Below are 18,077 nucleotides of genomic sequence, written 5' to 3' on the forward strand. Positions count from 1 at the left end.
ATGCGCCGCGCCGGTGCCTGCGATCGACGCGTCCGAGGTCGATCCCGCACGCATCTCCCCTCCTGCCCGGCCCACGACGCGCGGGCCGGCATCCTGCCTGCAAGCAGAATCGCGCCGGCGCGGCGATACCGCCAGCCCGGCATGTAAACGATTGATTCGTCACGGGCGGATTCGTGCCGCGCACGGGCCTGCGGCCCGGACAGCGATGATGACGATCTTGTTTCAACAACCTGCTAGATTACGTGACAGCGATCATGCACGGCCCGGGCGATGCACCGGACCGGATGGCATCCGCCGGCAGGGATCGCACGTTCACATCCAGACTCTCGGGGGAGAGACCAGCATGCCCGCAAGCGCGACGCTCCGCGCCAACCGTCTTTGTGCCGCCCTGTTCGCCGTCATGGCGCTGCCCGCCGTCGCACAGGACACCGCCACCGCCAACCAGACCGCGGACGGGGTCGACACCCTGGACCGCATCGCGGTCACCGGGACGCGCATCAAGCGCTCAGAAGCCGAGGAATCGCTGCCGATCACCGCCATCACCCGCGAGAAGATCGACCAGCTCGGCATCACGTCGGCGGAACAACTGCTGATGACGCTGAACATCTCCGGCAACGGCTCGGACAATCTGGCCAGCAACGCCGGCATCGTCAACGAGGAACAGCGCGGCAACAACGGCGTGTCCGGCGCCAATCTGCGCGGCCAGGGCGCGGACGCCACCCTGGTGCTGCTCAACGGCCGGCGCGTCGCGACCCATGGTCTGAAAGGCCGCGCGGTCGATCTGAACTCGATCCCGTTCGCCGCCATCGAGCGCGTCGAAGTGCTGCGCGACGGCGCTTCCGCGATCTACGGCACCGACGCCATCGGCGGCGTCATCAACTTCATCACCAAGCGCGATTTCCGCGGCGCCCAGGCATCGGCATTCGTCGATGTCACCGAAGCGGGCGGCGGCGACGCCTACCGCACCAGCCTGCTGTTCGGCCACGGCGACCTCGACAGCGACGGCTGGAACGCGTTCGGCACGCTCAGCGTCAAGCGCAACACCATCCTGCGCGGCAGCGATCGCGATTTCTCCAACACTTTCCAGCCCGAGCGCGGCCTGTCGCCGGATACCCGCGGCACGCCGTTCGCCACCGTCTTCAGCCTCGGCAGCACCGGCGTCGGCGCCAGCAGCCTGCTGCGCAACGGCGTGCTGGACCCGGCCGGCGGCGCCACCCGCCTGACCGCCGTCAACATCTTCAACCTGCCGGGCGCGGCAGGCTGCGAAGCGGCCGGTCCGAACATGGGCCCCTACGGCTACCGCCTGTGGAATTCGCCGGCATCGCGCTATGCCTGTGCCTGGGATTATCCTGCGGCCGCCGTCATCCAGCAGCCGCAGGACAGCGTGGACTTCATCGGCCGTGCCACGTTCCGCATCGGCAGCGCGCACGAAGCCTACGTCGAACTGACCGCATCGCGGGTCGAGGTCGCCAAGACCTTCGAACCCAACCAGATCTCGTCCAGCACCTCCACCGCCGCCACCGCGCTGGGCCCCACGACCTGGTATCCGCTGAATCCGCTGACCCAGTCCACCTACGACGCCGTCTACAACGCGCTCTCCGGCTATTTCGGCGCCGGACAGCTCAACTACGGCGCGCCGATCGCGTATCGCTGGCGCTGTCTGCCCTGCGGTCCGCGCCAGATCGAAACCACCACCGATGCCTACCGATTCGTCGCCGGCATCGGCGGCATGATCGACGGCGGCCCGTTGAACGACTGGAGCTACGACGTCGGCCTGACCCGCGCCAGCAGCGAATCCGAATCCATCCTCGGCAGCGGCTTCCATTACACCGACGCGCTGAAACAGATCCTCGGCAGCGGCCTGATCAACCCGTTCCTCGCACCGGGACAGAGCCAGTCTCCGGAAGCCATGGCCGCACTCGCGGCGGCCTCGGCCCGCGGCGTGAAGCTGTACGGCGGCGAATCGGTCCTGACCTCGGTGGACGCATCGATCTCGGGCGACCTGGGCTTCTTCAAACTGCCGGGCGGCGACATCGCGATGGCCGCCGGCATCGACCTGCGTCGCGAGGAATTCCATTTCGACGGCGACCAGCGCACCAACCGGCGCGCCGTGTTCAACGCGCCGTTCGACGACGCCAACGCGCTGGGCAACGTCCGCCGCGACATCCGCGCCGCCTACGTCGAATTCCAGCTGCCGATCTTCAGCAACTTCGACCTCAACCTCGCCGGCCGCTACGACCACTACAGCGGCTTCGGCGGCACCACCAACCCGAAGGTCTCGTTCCGCTACCGGCCGTTCGATTCGCTGCTGTTCCGCGGCGCCTACAGCACCGGCTTCAAGGTGCCGAGCTTCAACCAGCTCTTCAACGGCGTCAGCGAAGTGCAGTACACCGGCCAGGATCTGGCCGACCCGCGCACCTGCCCCGACGGCGTCGCACGGGCGAACGTGCCCGGCTGCGAAACCATCCGCCCGGTCGAGATCTTCGGCGGCAAGCCCGACCTCACGCCGGAAGAGTCGACCCAGAAAAGTCTGGGTCTGGTGTACTCGCCGAACGATCGCTTCAACATCGCGCTGGACGCGTGGGAAATCGAGCGCGAGAACACGATCCGCTCGGCGCCGCGCGACGTGCTCATCCGCTATTACGACCTGTTCCAGGACAACTGGATCCGCGATGCCTCGGGCGAAGTGGTCGCGATCGATCGCCGCTACATCAACTCCGGCGGCAGCCTGATGCGCGGCGTGGAACTCGACGCCAACCTCAGCGGCGAGCTGGCCGGTGGCCGCTGGAACATCAACCTCAACGGCAGCTACATCCACGAGTTCCGCACGAAGGCGCTGGAATCCCTGCCGTATTCGACCAATCTGGTCGATCGCTACGTGCGTTACTTCAACCTGCCGATCTCCTGGAAGCACACGCTCAATCTCGGCTACACCCGCGGCGACTGGTCGCACAGCCTCAGCCAGATCCATCGCGACGGGTATTACGACGAACCGCCGGCGAGCGTGGCCAACGGCAGCTTCATTCCCGCCGGCTGGGAACCGCGCGTGGACAGCTACACCACCTACAACTACAGCGTGACCTGGACCGGGATCAAGGATCTGAAGCTGGCCTTCGGCATCAAGAATCTGCTCGACAAGGATCCGCCGTTCACCGCGCACATGAACGACTTCGCCGCGGGCGCCGCCTGGGAACCGCGCATCGCCGATCCGCGCGGGCGCGCCTATACCCTGCTGGTCGAATACCGGTTCTGGTAACGGTCGCGGGCGTCCGCCTGCCCACATCGAGCGACATCGCGGCACCGCATCGCAGGCCCCGGACACCGGGGCCTGTTTTTTTGCGATCACGGCGCCGTCGCGGGCTTCATCCGGAATTCGATCGAGCCCTTCGCCACACCAGCATGGCGTTGTTCGCGGGCATCGCCACATCGGCGATCAGGCGCAGGCCGGCAGCGGCGGCCAGCGCGTTCACGGCTTCGAAATCGCGGATGCCGGAACGGGGATCGCGTGCCTTCAATGATCCATCGAAGTCGCGGTTGCTGTCGCTGGTGTACGCACCGCCACGATTGAACGGGCCGTAGACGACGACCGTCGCCTCGTCGGCCAGCACCGTCGGCAAGGCCGCGAACAGCGCCTGCACTTCCGTCCAGCCCATGATGTGCAGGGTGTTCGCGCTGAACACCGCGTCGTAACGCGCCATCGGCGGCGGCGAGAATCCGGGCGCAGGCGCGGTCGCGGCCTGCAGCGAAAACGGCGCCGGCGTGTTGGCCAGCCCTGCTTCGTCCAGCCACATGCGGATACCGTCGAGATGGGCGTCGGCATCGGTGCACTGCCAGATCAGCCACGGCATCGCCGCCGCGAAATGCACCGCGTGCTGGCCGGTGCCGCTGCCGATCTCCAGCACGCGCCGGACATCGGCGAAATGCGCGCGCAGCACGGCGAGGATCGGATCGCGGTTGCGCTCGCAGCTCGGCGAATACGGCTTCATGTCGGCTTCTGCTCCAATCGGCACATGTTGCAATGCGCTTCGGCAACGACTCTTGCGAATGACCCCTGGGGCCGGTGGCGCGGTCGGAGCGGCATTTCGCCGCCGCGACGCGCGCCACCGGCACCGGGAATGCGATGACTCAGCCGCCGGCCTCCAGCACACGATCGCCGCGGTCGAAACCGGATTCGTACAGGCGCAGCCCCTGTGGCGTGCGCAGCAGGGCGATGGCGATGCCGACGCGCTGCGGGTCCGCTTCGCCGAATGCGTCGTCGACCGCAGAAAACCGGCCGCGACCATCGTTCTGCAGCCGTTGCGAACCGGCGCCGATCGTACCGAGCAGAAGATCGACATCGCGATCGCCGTCGAGGTCCTCGAACAGCGCATCGAGCGTCGATTGCGCGCGCTCGGGCAGGCGCGCGGCGGTCTCGTCGCGGAATCGGCCGCCGTCGTTGATCAGCAGGCGGCTGCGCGCGGCCGCGGGCATCCGGAAATCCACGTTCGCGAACAGCAGGTCGGCATCACCGTCGCCGTCGATGTCGCCCATCGCGATCTTGCGGGTTTCCTCGGGCGCGGACGGCGCCGGCAGGCGCGCATCGGTCTCGTCGACGAACGCGCGCCCGCGGTTGACGTAGACGCGATTGCGGCCGCCGTTCGCGGGTTCGTTGCCGGCGATGAGATCCAGATCGCGATCGCCGTCGATATCGACCAGGGCCAGATCCTGGGTCACGTCGATCACGTCGGGCATCCACGTCGCGCTGACGTCCTCGAAGCGACCGCGGCCATCGTTGCGCAGCACCAGTTCGCGCGCGGCGTTGCGCGAGAGGATCAGATCGACATCGCCGTCGCCGTCGATGTCCCCGGCCACGCCCGCGTTCGACTGCGTGGCAGTCGGCAGCGGATGCGGACTGGCGGCGAACGCGCCCTTGCCGTCGTTGAGCAGGTATTCGTTGTTCGCGGTGTCTTCGCTGGGAAACACCGCATCGAGGTCGCCGTCACCATCGAAATCGGCGAGCACCGCATCCTCCGAATCTTCCGCTGCCGCCGGCAGCGCGCCTTCGACCAGCCGATAACGACCGTCGTCGTTGCGCAGCAGCACGTTCGGCGCGAATTCCTTGGCGAGGAACAGATCCAGATCGCCGTCGCCGTCGGCATCGCCCTGGCCCACGTCCATCGTGCGTCCCTGCCCCGCGCCGTCGGGCAGCAGGCGCAGGCTGGCGTTCTGCGGTGGGAACGCGCGCAGGCCCGACAGCGGCGCCAGCCAATCGTCCAGCGCCACCGCCACCGTTTCGCTGTAGATCGCGCCCGGCTGGCCGAAGCCGGCGTACGCGGCGCGCTCGCTGGCGAAACCCATCATGCCGTGATCGGCGTTCGGCACTTCGACATGCTTTGCGGTCCCGGGACGCAGCGCGTTCACCCGTTCGGCGATCGCACGATGATCCTCGGCGCTGGAGACGTAGTCGCCCGCGCCGTGCATCGCGAGCACCGCGGTGTCCGCCCTGCCCCACATCGCCGGCATGTCGATGGCGTTCAACTGATGCCAGAACGGCAGCGCGCGGCCCAAGTACACGCCGCCCTGGAACATCTCCGCCATCGCCGGCCGCAGCTCGGGGTGTTCCGCAGCGATCCGCTCCGGCGTGCGCCGCTGCTGCAGGAACAACTGCGAGATCCGCGTCTTCTGCGCCATCGCGGCGTCCAGCATCGCGCCCTGCATGCCGGCCAGCGCGTATTGCCGGCGCGCGTTCTCCAGTTCGTAGTCGTACCAGCCGCGATACGCGGTGCCGTACACCGCAAGACCGCGCAGCCGGAATTCGTCGGCCAGGATCGGGCCCCACACGCCGCCCATGCTGTGCCCGAACACGAACACACGCCGCGGGTCGACATCGTCGCGCGCGAGCAGCGCCTTCAGGCCGGCGCGATAGCCGTCGAGCTCGCGTTCGAAATCCACCGCCGTGCCCGGCCCGCCTTCGCTGTCGCCCACGCCCGGCTTTTCCACGCGATAGGTGATGTAACCGGCCTGCGCGAAGGGCTGCAGGAAACGCGAATAGGGATTGCCGTCGGCGAGAACCGTGTCCACCGTGCCCAATGCGACACCCTGCACGTAGAACAGCACCGGATGACGACCGCCCGGCGCGGGCGTGGTCGGCACCGACGTGAGGGTGCGCAGCCGCGCGCCGTCGATCGCGACCTCGCCGTATTCGACGCGATAGGCCGCGTTGCCCGGGTCGCGCATGCGCTCGCCGGCGGTGCCGCGCAGCACGATCTCCTGTCCATCGCGGCGCAGCTTGAGCGCCACGGTCGCGCCGCTGCGGCTGTTCGCCAGCCAGGCCAACACTTCGGTCACGGTCTTCACCGGCGCGTCGTTCAACGCCAGCAAACGGTCGCCCACCTGCACGCCCAGCGCCTGCGCGGTGGTCCCGGGCAACACCGCCTGCACCAGCACACCATCGTTTTCCGGCACGTTCGCGAGCTGCACGCCCAGCGCCGCACGGCGCGGCAACGGCTCGGCCGCATGCAGCGGCGACATCGCGGCCGCGGAGATCGTTGCGGCGACGATGCCGACCATCACCCAACCGCGCCGCTGCAGCCTCGCCATGCCCGTCTCCATCCACGTGATCGATGCGATCACGCTACGCCGCGCGACGACCGATCCCATGGGGCGGAAGTCATGCGCGGGCGCGGACAGAAGTCATGGGCGCGGTGCGCCCGCGCGGTCAATCGACCTTGTCGGGCGGCGGCGCCGGCGTGGCGACCTGAGCAACCTGCGCGATCTGCACGACGTTCGGATCGCGCAGCGCCTCGGCCTGGTTGATCAGGCGATCGAGCACGTTGGGCACCAGACGCTCCGAGAATCCGGCGATGAACGCCCAGACGATGGCCTTGGCGCTATCGATGTTCTGATTGGGAATGACGCTTCGCAGCAGCTGGAAGATGCTCTCGAAGTCCTGCGCGGTGTTCTTGAATTTCGGGAACAGGTCGCCCTGCAGCAGACCGCTGAGGAACAGACCGTACATGACCAGCGCGAGCACGCCCGAGATCAGCACCGAGACGTAGATCTGCATGGTGAACACCGCGCCATCGAGCGCTTCCAGCGCCACCTTGTCCACTTCGGAGAGTTTGGCGAGGCGGTAGTAGTTGTTGATGACCGCGCCCACCGAACCGGCGCAGAACACCAGCAGCAGGATGTCGCTGTAGAGGCCGGTGCGCGCCGCGATGATCGCCGCGACGCAACCGCCGAACGCGACGATCCCGCTGACCGCGAGATGCCAATACAGCGTCGTGAGCTTGCTCATGGCCATCCCCCCTGGCTTCGTGGGATCCATCCGTCGCGCCGCGCCCTCCCCGGGGCGGCGCGCGGTCTTACATCGTATGCGTCGCCTTGTCCGAGGTCAGGATGCCGGCGAGGATCGCTTCGATCTTGTTCTTCACCGCTTCGCCTTCGGGCGTATCGGCGAACTGCACGCCGATGCCGGCGACGCGGTTGCCCTGCGCGCCCGCGGGCGTGACCCAGGCGACCTTGCCGGCCACCGGCAGGCGCTCGGGCGATTCGGGCAGGGTCATCAGCAGGAACACTTCGTCGCCGATGAAATAGCGCTTGGCGGTGGGCACGAACACCCCGCCCTGCTTGAGATACGGCATGTAGGCCTGGAACAAGGCGTGCTTGTCCTTCACCGCGAGGGAGAGGATGCCTTGCCGGGCGCCGCCGGCCGCTTTCACGTTCATCGTCTGGCTCCTGAAGCCATGTTCCCAGCCTTGTTCACGGGTCCGCTCCATTGCGACAACAGTTCGACCAGCGCGAGGTCCGCGCGGACCGTGGTCCGCAACAGGTCGCGGGTGCGGTTGGCCGCATCGAACCAAGTGCCGAGGGTGCGGATTCCGAGCGGATCGGTCAAGCGGCCGGCCTCGGCCAGGGCCAGATCGGCGGCATGACGGAGACGCTGGTCGAGATCGGCGGCATCGGCCCAGCGCTTCGCGGTCTCCAGCGCCGAGCGCTCGCCGCGACGCAGCGCCTGCAGGTCGGCGGCGATCTCGCGGCGCAGCGCGAGGCCACCGTCGCGCAGCCAGGCATCGGCCAAGCCGGGATGGCCGCGGGCGGCCTCCAGGGCCTCGTGCGCGGCCGCATCGGCATGGCCCTGCGCGCGCAGCCAGGCCCGCGACTCGTCGGCAGGCGGCAGGCGGAATTCGAGCCGCTGGCAGCGGCTGCGGATGGTGGCCGGCAGCCGCGCGGGGTTGGCGCTGATCAGCCACAGATAGCGGCCGGCCTGCGGCTCTTCCAGGGTCTTCAGCAGCGCGTTGCAGGCGGCGTGGTTGATGGCGTCGGCGGGATCGAGCACCGCGATCTGCGCGCCGCCGTACTGCGGCGTGAGCGCGAGTTTCTCCGACAACCGCCGGATCTGTTCGATCACGATCTCCGCGCGCGGCTTGCCGGTCTTGTCGTTGACCTCGTAGCCGACGAACAGCAGATCCGGATGGCTGGCATGGCCGAACGGATGCGAGGGTCTGCCGTCCGGCCGCACTTCCAGCGGATCGCGCTGGTGGCGGTTGGCGAACAGCTGGCAACTGCGGCAGCGGCCGCAGGCTTCGCCGGCGGCATCGCGATCGGTGCAGAGCATGCGCCGGGCCAGCCGCTCCGCCAGCGCGCGCTTGCCCAATTGCGACGGGCCGCAGAGCAGGAGGCCGTGGCCGAGACGCCCGCTGTCGAGCGCGGCGGTGGCCTGCGCGTACATGCGCTGCTGCCAGGGCGACATCGCGGGCAGGTCGAGTGCGCTCACGCCGTCTCCGCCGCGGCGCGGGCGATGAACATGCGCAGGATGGCGACCGCATCGGCGGCGACCTCCCGCGCCGGCTGCGAGGCGTCGACCACGCGCACGCGCTCGGGTTCGGCGCGCGCGCGGGCGAGGAAGGCGCGACGCACGTTCTCGAAGAAATCGTCGCGCTCGCGCTCGATGCGATCGGGGCCGTTGCCGAACGCCAGATCGCGGCCGCGGGTGCGCTCGCGGCCCTGGGCGACGCCGAGATCGAGCAGCAGGGTCAGCCCGGGCTGCAGGCCGACCACGCGACGTTCGAGTTCGGCGATGAATGCGATGTCGAGCCCGCGCCCGCCGCCCTGATACGCATAGCTGGAATCGGTGAAGCGGTCGCTGATCACCCAGGCCCCGCGCTCCAGCGCCGGCAGGATGGTCTCGCGCACGTGCTGCGCGCGCGCGGCGAACATCAGCAGCAGCTCGGTTTCGGCCGCAGGCTTCTCGTGCGCGGGGCGCTCCTGGCCGGGGCCGCCGACGGGCACGTTGAGCAGCAGTTCGCGGATCTGTTCGGCCAGCGGCGTGCCGCCGGGTTCGCGCGTCGACACCACTTCGCGCCCGTCCTGCAGCAGCGCCTCGCGCAGCGCATTGAGCACGGTGGTCTTGCCGGCGCCCTCGCCGCCCTCCAGCGACACGAAGCGCGGATGTCTCGGCAATCCGGTCATTGCGTCGTCGCCTGCGGCGTGCGCTGCGCACGGTAACGCTTGAGATACTCGGCGACCGCGCTCTGGTGCTCGGCGTACGTCCGGGTGAACACGTGACGACCGCTGCCGTCGCCGACGGCGACGAAGAACAGCGCGTCGCCGGGGGCCGGATGCGCGGTGGCCTGCAGCGCATCGCGGCCGGGCATGGCGATCGGCGTCGGCGGCAGACCGTCGCGGGTGTAGGTGTTGTACGGCGTATCGGTATCGAGATCGCGACGGCGGATGTTGCCGCTGTACGCGCTGCCCATGCCGTAGATCACGGTCGGATCGGTTTCCAGCCGCATCGGCACCTTCAAACGGCGCACGAACACGCCGGCGATCTGCGGGCGTTCCTCGGCGATGCCGGTTTCCTTCTCCACGATCGAGGCCAGCGTCAGCAGCTGGTAGGGCGTGTCCAGCGGCAACCCCTGATCGCGGCCGCTCCAGGCCTCGGCCAGCGCCTTTTCCATCGCGGCGGCGGCACGCTTGAGCACATCGAGATCGCTGTCGTTGCGGGTGTAGAGATAGGTCTCGGGCAGGAAGCGGCCTTCCGGATGCTGCGCACCGAGGCCAAGGGCGCGCATCAGCGCCGCGTCATCGAGCTGCGCGCCTTCCTGCTTCAGCGGCGAGGCCTTCGCCAGCGCCGCGCGCAGGTCGCGGATGTTCCAGCCTTCGACGATCGTGAAGCGATAGCTCACCACCTTGCCGTCGCGCATCGCAACGAGCAGATCGCGCGGGGTCATGCCGGGTTCCAGCGCGTATTCGCCGACCTGGATCCTGCCGGCCGCACCCATCTGCTTCGCCAGCGCGCGCCATTCGAAACCGCGGCTGGCGATGCCCATGGCATCGAGCCTGCGCAACACCTTCGGCAACGAATCGCCGGGCTCCACCACCAGGGTGTCGCCGGCTTCGATGCCATCGATGGGCGCATCGGCGAAACCGGCATAGTGCCGGTAGGCGACCACGCCCAACGCGCCCGCGACGACCACGAGCAGAATGAGGAACAGCAACGCGAGCGTGCCGAGACGCGACGATTTCTTGCGGGCAGAACTCACGGAAGGTCCTCGTTCGGATCGATGGCGAAAGCCGGGTGCGCGGCGGCGAGACGACGGCGCGCATCGGCCACGGCCGGATGCGGCGCCCAGGTGCGGTCGCCGAGCCGGGCCACGGGCAGGATACCGCGCACGGCGTTGCACAGGACCAGGGCTTCGGCGGATTCGACCGCTGCCACCGTCAGCCTGCGCTCGCCCGCGGCGAAGGCGCGCAGCGTCCAGCTGCGGCAGACCCCGGCGATGCCGCAGCGATCCACCGGCGGCGTCCACCAGCGGCCCTCGGTGCGCACGAAAAGATTGGCCGCGGTGGCGGCGACGACATGGTCGTCGGTGTCGCGCATCAGCCCCTCGTCGATGCCCGGATCGCTCCATTCCGCGCGCGCCAAGATCTGTTCGAGCCGGTTGCCGTGCTTGATCCCGGCAAGCAGCGGCTGGTGCGCAAGGCGCGTCTCGCACCAGCGCAGCACCAGCCCGCCCGGACGCCGCGGCAACGGCGCCGCGGACGCAAGCAGCGCCCACACCGGCGGCGCGTCGAACGCGGGCCTGTAACCGCGCCCGCCGCCGCCGCGGGCGACGATGAGTTTGATCACGCCGTCGCGGTGCAGCGACAGCCAATCGTGCAGTTCGGTCTCCATGCGTTCGGACGCGGGCAGCGGAATGCGCAGACGCGCGGCGCCGAGCGCCAGTCGTGCGCGATGACCGGGCCACCACGGAATCGAGCCGCCGATGGCGCGCATGGTTTCGAACACGCCGTCGCCGTAGGCGAAGCCGCGGCCTTCGACCAGCGCCGCGTCGGTCGCGGCGTCCTCGACGCGCGCGTCGCCGACGAACAGCCGCGCGCTCACGGCACGGCTCCCAGCGCCTTGAGCAGGCCGCGGGCCTTGGCGCGGGTTTCGTCGAGCTCGCGCTGCGGATCGGAGTCGGCGACGATGCCGGCGCCGGTGCGGAAGCGCAGCGTCGCGCCGCCGGCCGCATCGGCTTCGATCTCCGCGCTGCGGATCAGGATGTTCAGGTCGAGATCGCCGTCGCGGTTGAGCCAGCCGAACGCACCGGTGTAGGCGCCGCGACCGGTCGCTTCCAGCTCCGCGATGATCTGCATGCAGCGTACCTTCGGGCAGCCGGTGATGGTGCCGCCCGGAAACACCGCGCGGATCGTCGCACCGGGCGTCGCATCCTCGCGCAGCCGGCCGCGCACGTTGCTGACGATGTGATGCACGTGCGAATAGCTTTCCACCGACATCAGCTCGTCGACCTCGACGCTGCCCGGCGCGCAGACGCGGCCGAGGTCGTTGCGCTCCAGATCGATCAGCATCACGTGTTCGGCGCGTTCCTTCGGATGTCCCACCAGTTCGCGGATGCGCGCCGCATCGTCGTCGCCCTCGAAGCGCGGCCGGGTGCCCGCGATCGGCCGGGTCTCGACCACATCGCCGCACACCGACACCAGCCGCTCCGGCGACGAGCTCGCCACCGCCCAGGGCCGGCCGTCGCTGTCGCCCGCGAACAGCCCCGCGAACGGCGCCGGACTGACTTCGCGCAGACGGGCGTACAGCGCCGGAGGGTCGTAAACCGCGCAGCGCGCGCGCCACGCACGGGAGAGATTCACCTGGAACACATCGCCCGCGGCGAGGTAATCGAGAATGCGGCGCACGCCGTCGACGAAGGCCTCCGGCGCATCGTCGGACAGGGTGCCTGGCGCACGCCATCGCGTCGCTGGCAATGCGCACGCGGCATCGAGGTCGGCCACGATCGCATCGAGCAAGCGCTCGGCGCCGGCCTCGGCCACCGCGAAGCATTCGCCGGTGGCGTGATCGCGCAATACCGCCGCCGGGCAGCGCAGCGCCAGCGCCACCGGCAACCCGCCTTCGGCCTGCGGCAGACGCAGCACCGGTTCCACCTGCGCCGCGAGTTCGTAGGCCAGGAACAGCGCCCAGCCGCCGCGGAACGGCCAGCGCGGTTCTTCGCGCGGCAGGCGCAGCGCCTGCCAGCGTTCGTCGAGCAGATCGAGAAAATCGCCTTCGACCTCCAGGCCGCACGCATCGCGGACGACGCCGTCGCGATCGAGACGCAGGGACTCGCCGTCGGCGACGAGCAGCAGATCCCAACGCCCCAGCGCATGGCCCGCATGCAGCGACGACGACGTGGACTGGAGCAACAACGGATAGCGCGCCGGCGACACGCGGTGCAGGCGCAGCGGATCGCTGTCCGCCGGAAGCGCACGGGTGACGATCATGCGGACGGATTCGCGATCAGGGCGTATCGGTCAGCGCGCACGCCATCGGGACCCGCCGATCACAGCCTGCCGAAGACCAGCGTGCCATTGGTGCCGCCGAAACCGAAACCGTTCGAGGCCGCGTAATCGATCCGTTTCTCGCGCGCGACGTTGGGCACGTAGTCTAGATCGCAGCCCTCGCCGGGTTCGTCGAGATTGATGGTCGGCGGAATCACGCCGGTGTGCAGCGCCAGGATCGTGAACACGGCTTCCACGCCGCCTGCGGCACCGAGCAGATGGCCGGTCATCGATTTGGTGGAGCTGACCATCATCTTGTGGGCGTGATCGCCGAAGGCACGCTTGATCGCGAGCGTCTCGGCCAGATCGCCGGACGGCGTCGAGGTGCCGTGCGCGTTGAGGTAGCCGATCTGTTCCGGATTCAGGCCCGCGTCCTTCAGTGCGGCGATCATGCTGCGCGCCGGGCCTTCGCCGTTTTCGCTCGGCGCGGTCATGTGGAAGGCGTCGGAGCTGGCGCCGGAGCCGAGCAGTTCGCAGTAGATGCGGGCGCCGCGCGCCTTGGCGTGTTCGTATTCCTCGATCACGAGGATGCCGGCGCCGTCGCCGAGCACGAAGCCGTCGCGATCCTTGTCCCACGGACGCGAAGCGCGGGTGGGATCGTCGTTGCGCGTGCTCATCGCCTTCATCGCGCAGAAGCCGCCGACCGCGGTCGGCGTGGAGCCGCGCTCGGCGCCGCCGGCGATCATCACGTCGACGTCGCCATGCTGGATCAGGCGCATCGCCATGCCGATCGAATGATTGGAACTGGCGCAGGCGGAGACCGCGGAAAAACTCGGGCCCTTGATGCCGGTCAGCAGGGTGATCTGGCCCGGCAGCATGTTGATGATGGTGCTGGGCACGTAGAACGGCGAAATCTTGCGCGGGCCGTTCTCATGGAATTTGATGGTCTGCTCTTCGATTCCGTGCAGCCCGCCGATGCCCGAGCCGATGATCGTACCGATGCGCTCGGCGTTGGCGTCGGTCACCTCCAGCCCGGCGTCGCGCATCGCCATGAAGCTGGCGGCCACGCCGTAGTGGATGAACGGATCCATCTTCTTGGCGTCTTTGGGCGTGATCCATTGCAACGGGTCGAAATCCTTGACCATCCCGCCGATGCGGGTGGAGAAACCCGTGGTATCGAAATGCGTGATCGGGCCGATACCGCTGCGGCCATTGACGATACCGTCCCAGGTACTGGCGAGATCGTTGCCCAGGGGAGACACGGTTCCCAGGCCGGTGACGACGACACGACGCTTCGACATGATTCAACTCCCGACTCTTGCCCGCGGAGGCGTATCGATGCCGCACGCCGCGCGGATGTAACGACGATGACCAAAACGCAGAGGGCCGCGATGCGGCCCCGGCGTTCGCCCGGACGGCGCGTCCGGGCGTGGATCGAGCCCCGCGTCGATTACTTGACGTGCGACTTGATGTAATCGATGGCCTGTTGCACCGAAGTGATTTTCTCGGCTTCTTCGTCCGGGATCTCGCATTCGAATTCTTCTTCGAGCGCCATCACCAGCTCGACGGTATCGAGCGAGTCGGCGCCGAGGTCGTCGACGAACGATGCGCTGTTGGTGACTTCCTCTTCCTTGACGCCAAGCTGTTCGACCACGATTTTCTTGACGCGTTCTTCGATGTTGCTCATGGGTGTTTTGCTCCGGAAGGAATTTGATGCGGTGGATAGTTTAAGGGAAAGCCGAGGCCGAAGTAGGGCCACGCAGGTCTTTTCGATTCAATGACTTACTGAAAACGTCTGTTTCCGCAACCATGCGGACCCGGATCAGGGCATGTACATGCCGCCGTTGACGTGCAGGGTTTCGCCGGTGATGTAGGCGCCGCCGGGGCCGGCGAGGAAGGCCACGGCGTCGGCGATGTTTTGGGCTTCGCCGAGACGGCCCAGGGCGATCTGGCCGAGCAGGCCTTCCTTCGCGGCGTCGGGCATCGCACGGGTCATGTCGGTATCGATGAAACCGGGCGCGACGACATTGACGGTGATGCCGCGCGAACCGATTTCCTTCGCGAGCGATTTGCTGAAGGCGATGATGCCGGCCTTGGCGGCGGCATAGTTGGTCTGACCGGCGTTGCCGGTCACGCCGATGACCGATGCGATGTTGACAATGCGGCCCTTGCGCGCCTTCATCATGCCGCGCATCACCGCCTTGCTGGTGCGGAAGACGCTGGTGAGGTTGGTGTCGAGAATCGACTGCCATTCCTCGTCCTTCATCCGCATCAGCAGGTTGTCGCGAGTGATGCCGGCGTTGTTGACGAGGATCGAGATCGTTCCGTACTGCTTCGCGATGTCGTCGATGAGTGCGTCGATCGCGGCGGCATCGACCACGTCGAGCCTGCGTCCGTGGCCGCCGAGCGGCGCCAGTCGCGCGCCGATGGCCTCGGCACCGGCATCGGAGGTGGCCGTACCGATCACGGTCGCGCCCTGGGCGGCGAGCGTGTCGGCGATCGCGGCGCCGATGCCACGGCTGGCGCCGGTCACGAGCGCGATATCGCCCTGCAGCGGTCGGTACGGGTTGGAGTCGGTGGTCATGGGCGTCGTGGGGTTGGACGCGGGAAACGCCGTGGCGGTGGCGGAACCCACTGGGAAAGACGGTGGCGACAGGTCGGCGATCATACGGGCGAAACCGCGCTTCTGTCTGTACGAAGGCGTATGTGCGAAGACGAGAAAGGTGTCTCAGATACGCGAAACCGCCGCGACCGGGGTCGCGACGGCTGCTGCGCGCGAAACGGCTGGGATCAGTAGCGAAGCAGCGCCGCACCCCAGGTGAAACCGCCGCCGAAGGCCTCCAAGAGCACCAGCTGACCGCGCTGAACCCTGCCCGAACGCACCGCTTCGTCCAGCGCCAGCGGCACCGAGGCCGAAGACGTGTTGCCGTGACGGTCGACGGTGACGATCACGCGCTCCATCGGCATGTCCAGACGCTGGGCGGTGGCGTCGATGATGCGCAGATTGGCCTGGTGCGGAATCAGCCAATCGATATCGTGGCGATCGAGGCCGTTGGCTTCGAGGGTTTCCTCGACCACGGAATCGAGCGCCTTCACCGCATGCTTGAACACTTCGTTGCCGGTCATCCGGATGCGCACGCCGGCGTTCTTCTCCTCCGGCTTGAAACCGACCGAAACGCCGACCGGATTCCACAGCAGTTCCTTCTTGCCGCCATCGGCGTGCAGATGGGTGCTGATGATGCCGGTCTCGTCGTCGGCCTTCAGCACGATCGCGCCGGCGCCGTCGCCGAACAGGACGCAGGTCGTGCGGTCGCTCCAGTCGATCATCCGGGTGAGCGTTTCCGTACCGATCACCAGCGCGGTCTTCGCGGCGCCGGAACGGATGAACTTGTCGGCGACGGTCAGCGCGTAAATGAAGCCCGAACAGGCAGCGTTGACATCGAACGCAGGGCAGCCGTTGGCGCCAAGGCGATGCTGGATGAGGCAGGCGGTGGACGGGAAGATCAGGTCGGGCGTGGTAGTGCCGACCACGATCAGATCGAGCTCTTCGGCGGCGACGCCGGCGGCTTCGAGCGCGCGCACCGCGGCGTGATAGCCGAGATCGCCGCTGGTCTCGTCATCGGCCGCGACATGGCGCTGGCGGATGCCGCTGCGGGAGGTGATCCATTCGTCGCTGGTATCGACGATCTTCGACAGATCATCGTTGGTGACGACCTTCGCCGGCAGATAACTGCCGGTGCCTGCGACGCGCGAGAAAACCTGTTTGCTCATGCCCGCCCATCCCCCTTCTTGCGGTGACCGGATCCGGTGCGACGCGGACGTGGACCGTGCCGCGACGCGGATCCTGCGGCCATGACGGCCTCGAACCGGTCCCGACGCGAGGCCGACGTCGCTGGCCGGATCGCGGTGCGGCCCATGCCCGGAATGCCGGAACGGGGCCAGAAATAAGGACGCGGCCTTTCGGCCGCATCCCTGTGGCGTGCCGGCGCTGCCGGCACTGTTGCGCTCGCGGGCGCCGGAGGCGCCGCGCGGGTCACTCCTGATCGACGATCTTGGTCTTCGGAGCGATCACCTGACGGCCGCGGTAGTAGCCGTCCTTGGTGACGTGATGCCGCAGATGAACTTCGCCCGAGGTCGGGTCGGTCGCCAGCTGCTTGGCGGTCAGGGCATCGTGCGAACGGCGCTGGCCGCGACGGGACGGAGTGACTCGGGATTTCTGCACAGCCATGGGATTGCTCCAGCTCGAAACGTGGATTTCGGTGATTGAAAGTGATGGATCTGAGAGGTCCGCGCCGGGATGCGCGCGCCTCAGGGTTTCTTCAGCGCCGCCAAGGCCGCGAACGGATTGGCGCGCGTTTCTTCGTCCTCCGGCACCGGCCAGTCCCGCTCGACCGATTCGCTGCCCGGCATCGCAGGAACCAGCGGCACGGCAAGGATCAACTCGTCCTCGACCAGCGCTGCGGGCCTGAGCATGCCGTCGTCATCCACCCACAGCGCCTCGTAATCCGGCGGCAGAGCGGCTTCGACGTCCTCGTCGCTGCCCGCTTCGCCGCGCACGAGGGCGAGACGCTGGGTCAACGACACCGGCTGCAGGAACCGTTGCAGACTGCGCTGGCAGACCAGCGGCAGATCGGCATCGATGCGCAACTCCACGAACGGCACCTGCAACGCGTCGTGACCGAACTCCAGGGAGAAGCGCGCTTCTCCCTCGGTATCGGCCAGCAGATCGCGGAGGCGGGCCATCGCGGCCAGCGGCAGACGGCCATCGAAACTGCGCCGGGCTGCCACCATACGCCAAGCGTCCAGAACTTCGGGCACTTCAGCGGACATAAGACGCGGAATGGTAGGGGCCGAGTCCGATGCTGTCAAACCCAAACCCTTGCGGGGCCAACGATTTGCCCCCCGGCACGGGCCGCGTCAGACTGTCCACCCGCGTCCGGGCCAGTCGTGTGACCGTCTTCTCTTTTCCCATGGCGACCGTCGTCTTCGCGGTCATCGTCGTTCTCGCGCTGGCCGGCGCCTGGTGGTTCTCGCGCCGGGACCTGCCACGCCAGCGCGCCTTCACCCGCCTGCTTGACGCTGCGGATGCGCTGGAATCCCGCCTGCGCACCGCGAAGACCGAAATCGAGGCGATCACCGGCGACGAGGACGAGACCGTCCGCACCGCGCTCCAGGAAATGCTGCGCCAGCGGCTGTGGCTGCAGCAGCATGGCGACACCGCGCCGGTGGAGAAACTCGAAGAGATGCGGGCCTCCATCGATCGGGCGCGGGACCGGATCGACCAGCAGCTGCGGCTGGTCGAGCGCGCTCGCGCCGCCCCGCCCTGAGAC

Annotated in this window: 17 protein-coding genes; 2 read left to right on the forward strand and 15 right to left on the reverse strand. The window is 68.1% G+C overall.

What is annotated here, in order from left to right; translation table 11 throughout:
• Window positions 1-343: 343 nt before the first annotated feature.
• Window positions 344-3,256: a TonB-dependent receptor domain-containing protein gene (locus tag ABD974_RS01240; RefSeq protein WP_345301451.1), complete on the forward strand. Its 2,913-nt coding sequence runs from the start codon at window positions 344-346 to the stop codon at window positions 3,254-3,256.
• 106 nt (window positions 3,257-3,362) lie between these two features.
• On the opposite strand, the gene ABD974_RS01245 is transcribed toward ABD974_RS01240, so the two are convergent.
• From ABD974_RS01245 to ABD974_RS01315, 15 genes are all read right to left on the reverse strand, one after another.
• Window positions 3,363-3,986, reverse strand: coding sequence for a DUF938 domain-containing protein (locus ABD974_RS01245; protein ID WP_345301452.1), 624 nt, complete (start codon window positions 3,984-3,986; stop codon window positions 3,363-3,365).
• A 139-nt stretch (window positions 3,987-4,125) separates the two neighbouring features.
• A complete protein-coding gene (locus tag ABD974_RS01250; RefSeq protein ID WP_345301453.1) occupies window positions 4,126-6,579 on the reverse strand; it encodes an alpha/beta fold hydrolase in 2,454 nt (817 codons plus the stop codon).
• Window positions 6,580-6,697: 118 nt separating this feature from the next.
• Complete coding sequence (locus tag ABD974_RS01255; RefSeq protein ID WP_345301454.1) at window positions 6,698-7,276, reverse strand: hypothetical protein; 579 nt, start codon at window positions 7,274-7,276, stop codon at window positions 6,698-6,700.
• Window positions 7,277-7,343: 67 nt separating this feature from the next.
• Window positions 7,344-7,706: a PilZ domain-containing protein gene (locus tag ABD974_RS01260; RefSeq protein ID WP_345301455.1), complete on the reverse strand. Its 363-nt coding sequence runs from the start codon at window positions 7,704-7,706 to the stop codon at window positions 7,344-7,346.
• The gene (locus ABD974_RS01265; protein ID WP_345301934.1) at window positions 7,703-8,731 is read right to left on the reverse strand and encodes a DNA polymerase III subunit delta'; all 1,029 of its coding nucleotides are present in this window, start codon (window positions 8,729-8,731) and stop codon (window positions 7,703-7,705) included. The genes ABD974_RS01260 and ABD974_RS01265 overlap by 4 nt, the downstream gene beginning before the upstream one ends.
• Before the next feature lie 20 nt (window positions 8,732-8,751).
• Entirely contained in the window at window positions 8,752-9,450 is a 699-nt protein-coding gene (gene tmk, locus ABD974_RS01270; protein WP_345301456.1) for a dTMP kinase, read from the reverse strand.
• Window positions 9,447-10,523, reverse strand: a complete 1,077-nt coding sequence (gene mltG, locus ABD974_RS01275; protein WP_425562607.1) for an endolytic transglycosylase MltG — start codon at window positions 10,521-10,523, stop codon at window positions 9,447-9,449. The genes tmk and mltG overlap by 4 nt, the downstream gene beginning before the upstream one ends.
• A complete protein-coding gene (gene pabC / locus ABD974_RS01280) occupies window positions 10,520-11,365 on the reverse strand; it encodes an aminodeoxychorismate lyase (protein ID WP_345301457.1) in 846 nt (281 codons plus the stop codon). The genes mltG and pabC overlap by 4 nt, the downstream gene beginning before the upstream one ends.
• Window positions 11,362-12,750: an aminodeoxychorismate synthase component I gene (locus ABD974_RS01285; RefSeq protein WP_345301458.1), complete on the reverse strand. Its 1,389-nt coding sequence runs from the start codon at window positions 12,748-12,750 to the stop codon at window positions 11,362-11,364. Before ABD974_RS01285 ends, pabC begins: the two co-directional genes overlap by 4 nt.
• A 59-nt stretch (window positions 12,751-12,809) precedes the next feature.
• The gene (gene fabF, locus ABD974_RS01290; protein WP_345301459.1) at window positions 12,810-14,048 is read right to left on the reverse strand and encodes a beta-ketoacyl-ACP synthase II; all 1,239 of its coding nucleotides are present in this window, start codon (window positions 14,046-14,048) and stop codon (window positions 12,810-12,812) included.
• A gap of 149 nt (window positions 14,049-14,197) precedes the next feature.
• Complete coding sequence (gene acpP / locus ABD974_RS01295; protein ID WP_345301460.1) at window positions 14,198-14,434, reverse strand: acyl carrier protein; 237 nt, start codon at window positions 14,432-14,434, stop codon at window positions 14,198-14,200.
• Between the two features lie 135 nt (window positions 14,435-14,569).
• Window positions 14,570-15,331 carry a 3-oxoacyl-ACP reductase FabG gene (gene fabG / locus ABD974_RS01300; protein ID WP_345301461.1) on the reverse strand — a complete coding sequence of 254 codons (762 nt, stop codon included), beginning with the start codon at window positions 15,329-15,331 and terminating at the stop codon, window positions 14,570-14,572.
• Window positions 15,332-15,537: 206 nt separating this feature from the next.
• Window positions 15,538-16,518, reverse strand: a complete 981-nt coding sequence (locus tag ABD974_RS01305) for a beta-ketoacyl-ACP synthase III (protein WP_345301462.1) — start codon at window positions 16,516-16,518, stop codon at window positions 15,538-15,540.
• A gap of 262 nt (window positions 16,519-16,780) precedes the next feature.
• Complete coding sequence (rpmF, locus tag ABD974_RS01310; protein WP_345301463.1) at window positions 16,781-16,975, reverse strand: 50S ribosomal protein L32; 195 nt, start codon at window positions 16,973-16,975, stop codon at window positions 16,781-16,783.
• Window positions 16,976-17,055: 80 nt separating this feature from the next.
• Window positions 17,056-17,577: a YceD family protein gene (locus tag ABD974_RS01315; RefSeq protein ID WP_345301464.1), complete on the reverse strand. Its 522-nt coding sequence runs from the start codon at window positions 17,575-17,577 to the stop codon at window positions 17,056-17,058.
• Window positions 17,578-17,717: 140 nt separating this feature from the next.
• On the opposite strand from ABD974_RS01315, the gene ABD974_RS01320 reads away from it, so the two are divergent.
• Window positions 17,718-18,074: a hypothetical protein gene (locus tag ABD974_RS01320; protein WP_345301465.1), complete on the forward strand. Its 357-nt coding sequence runs from the start codon at window positions 17,718-17,720 to the stop codon at window positions 18,072-18,074.
• Window positions 18,075-18,077 lie beyond the last annotated feature (3 nt).

It is taken from the genome of Lysobacter hankyongensis (genome assembly GCF_039543145.1).
GTDB classification, from domain to species: Bacteria; Pseudomonadota; Gammaproteobacteria; order Xanthomonadales; family Xanthomonadaceae; genus Lysobacter_I; species Lysobacter_I hankyongensis.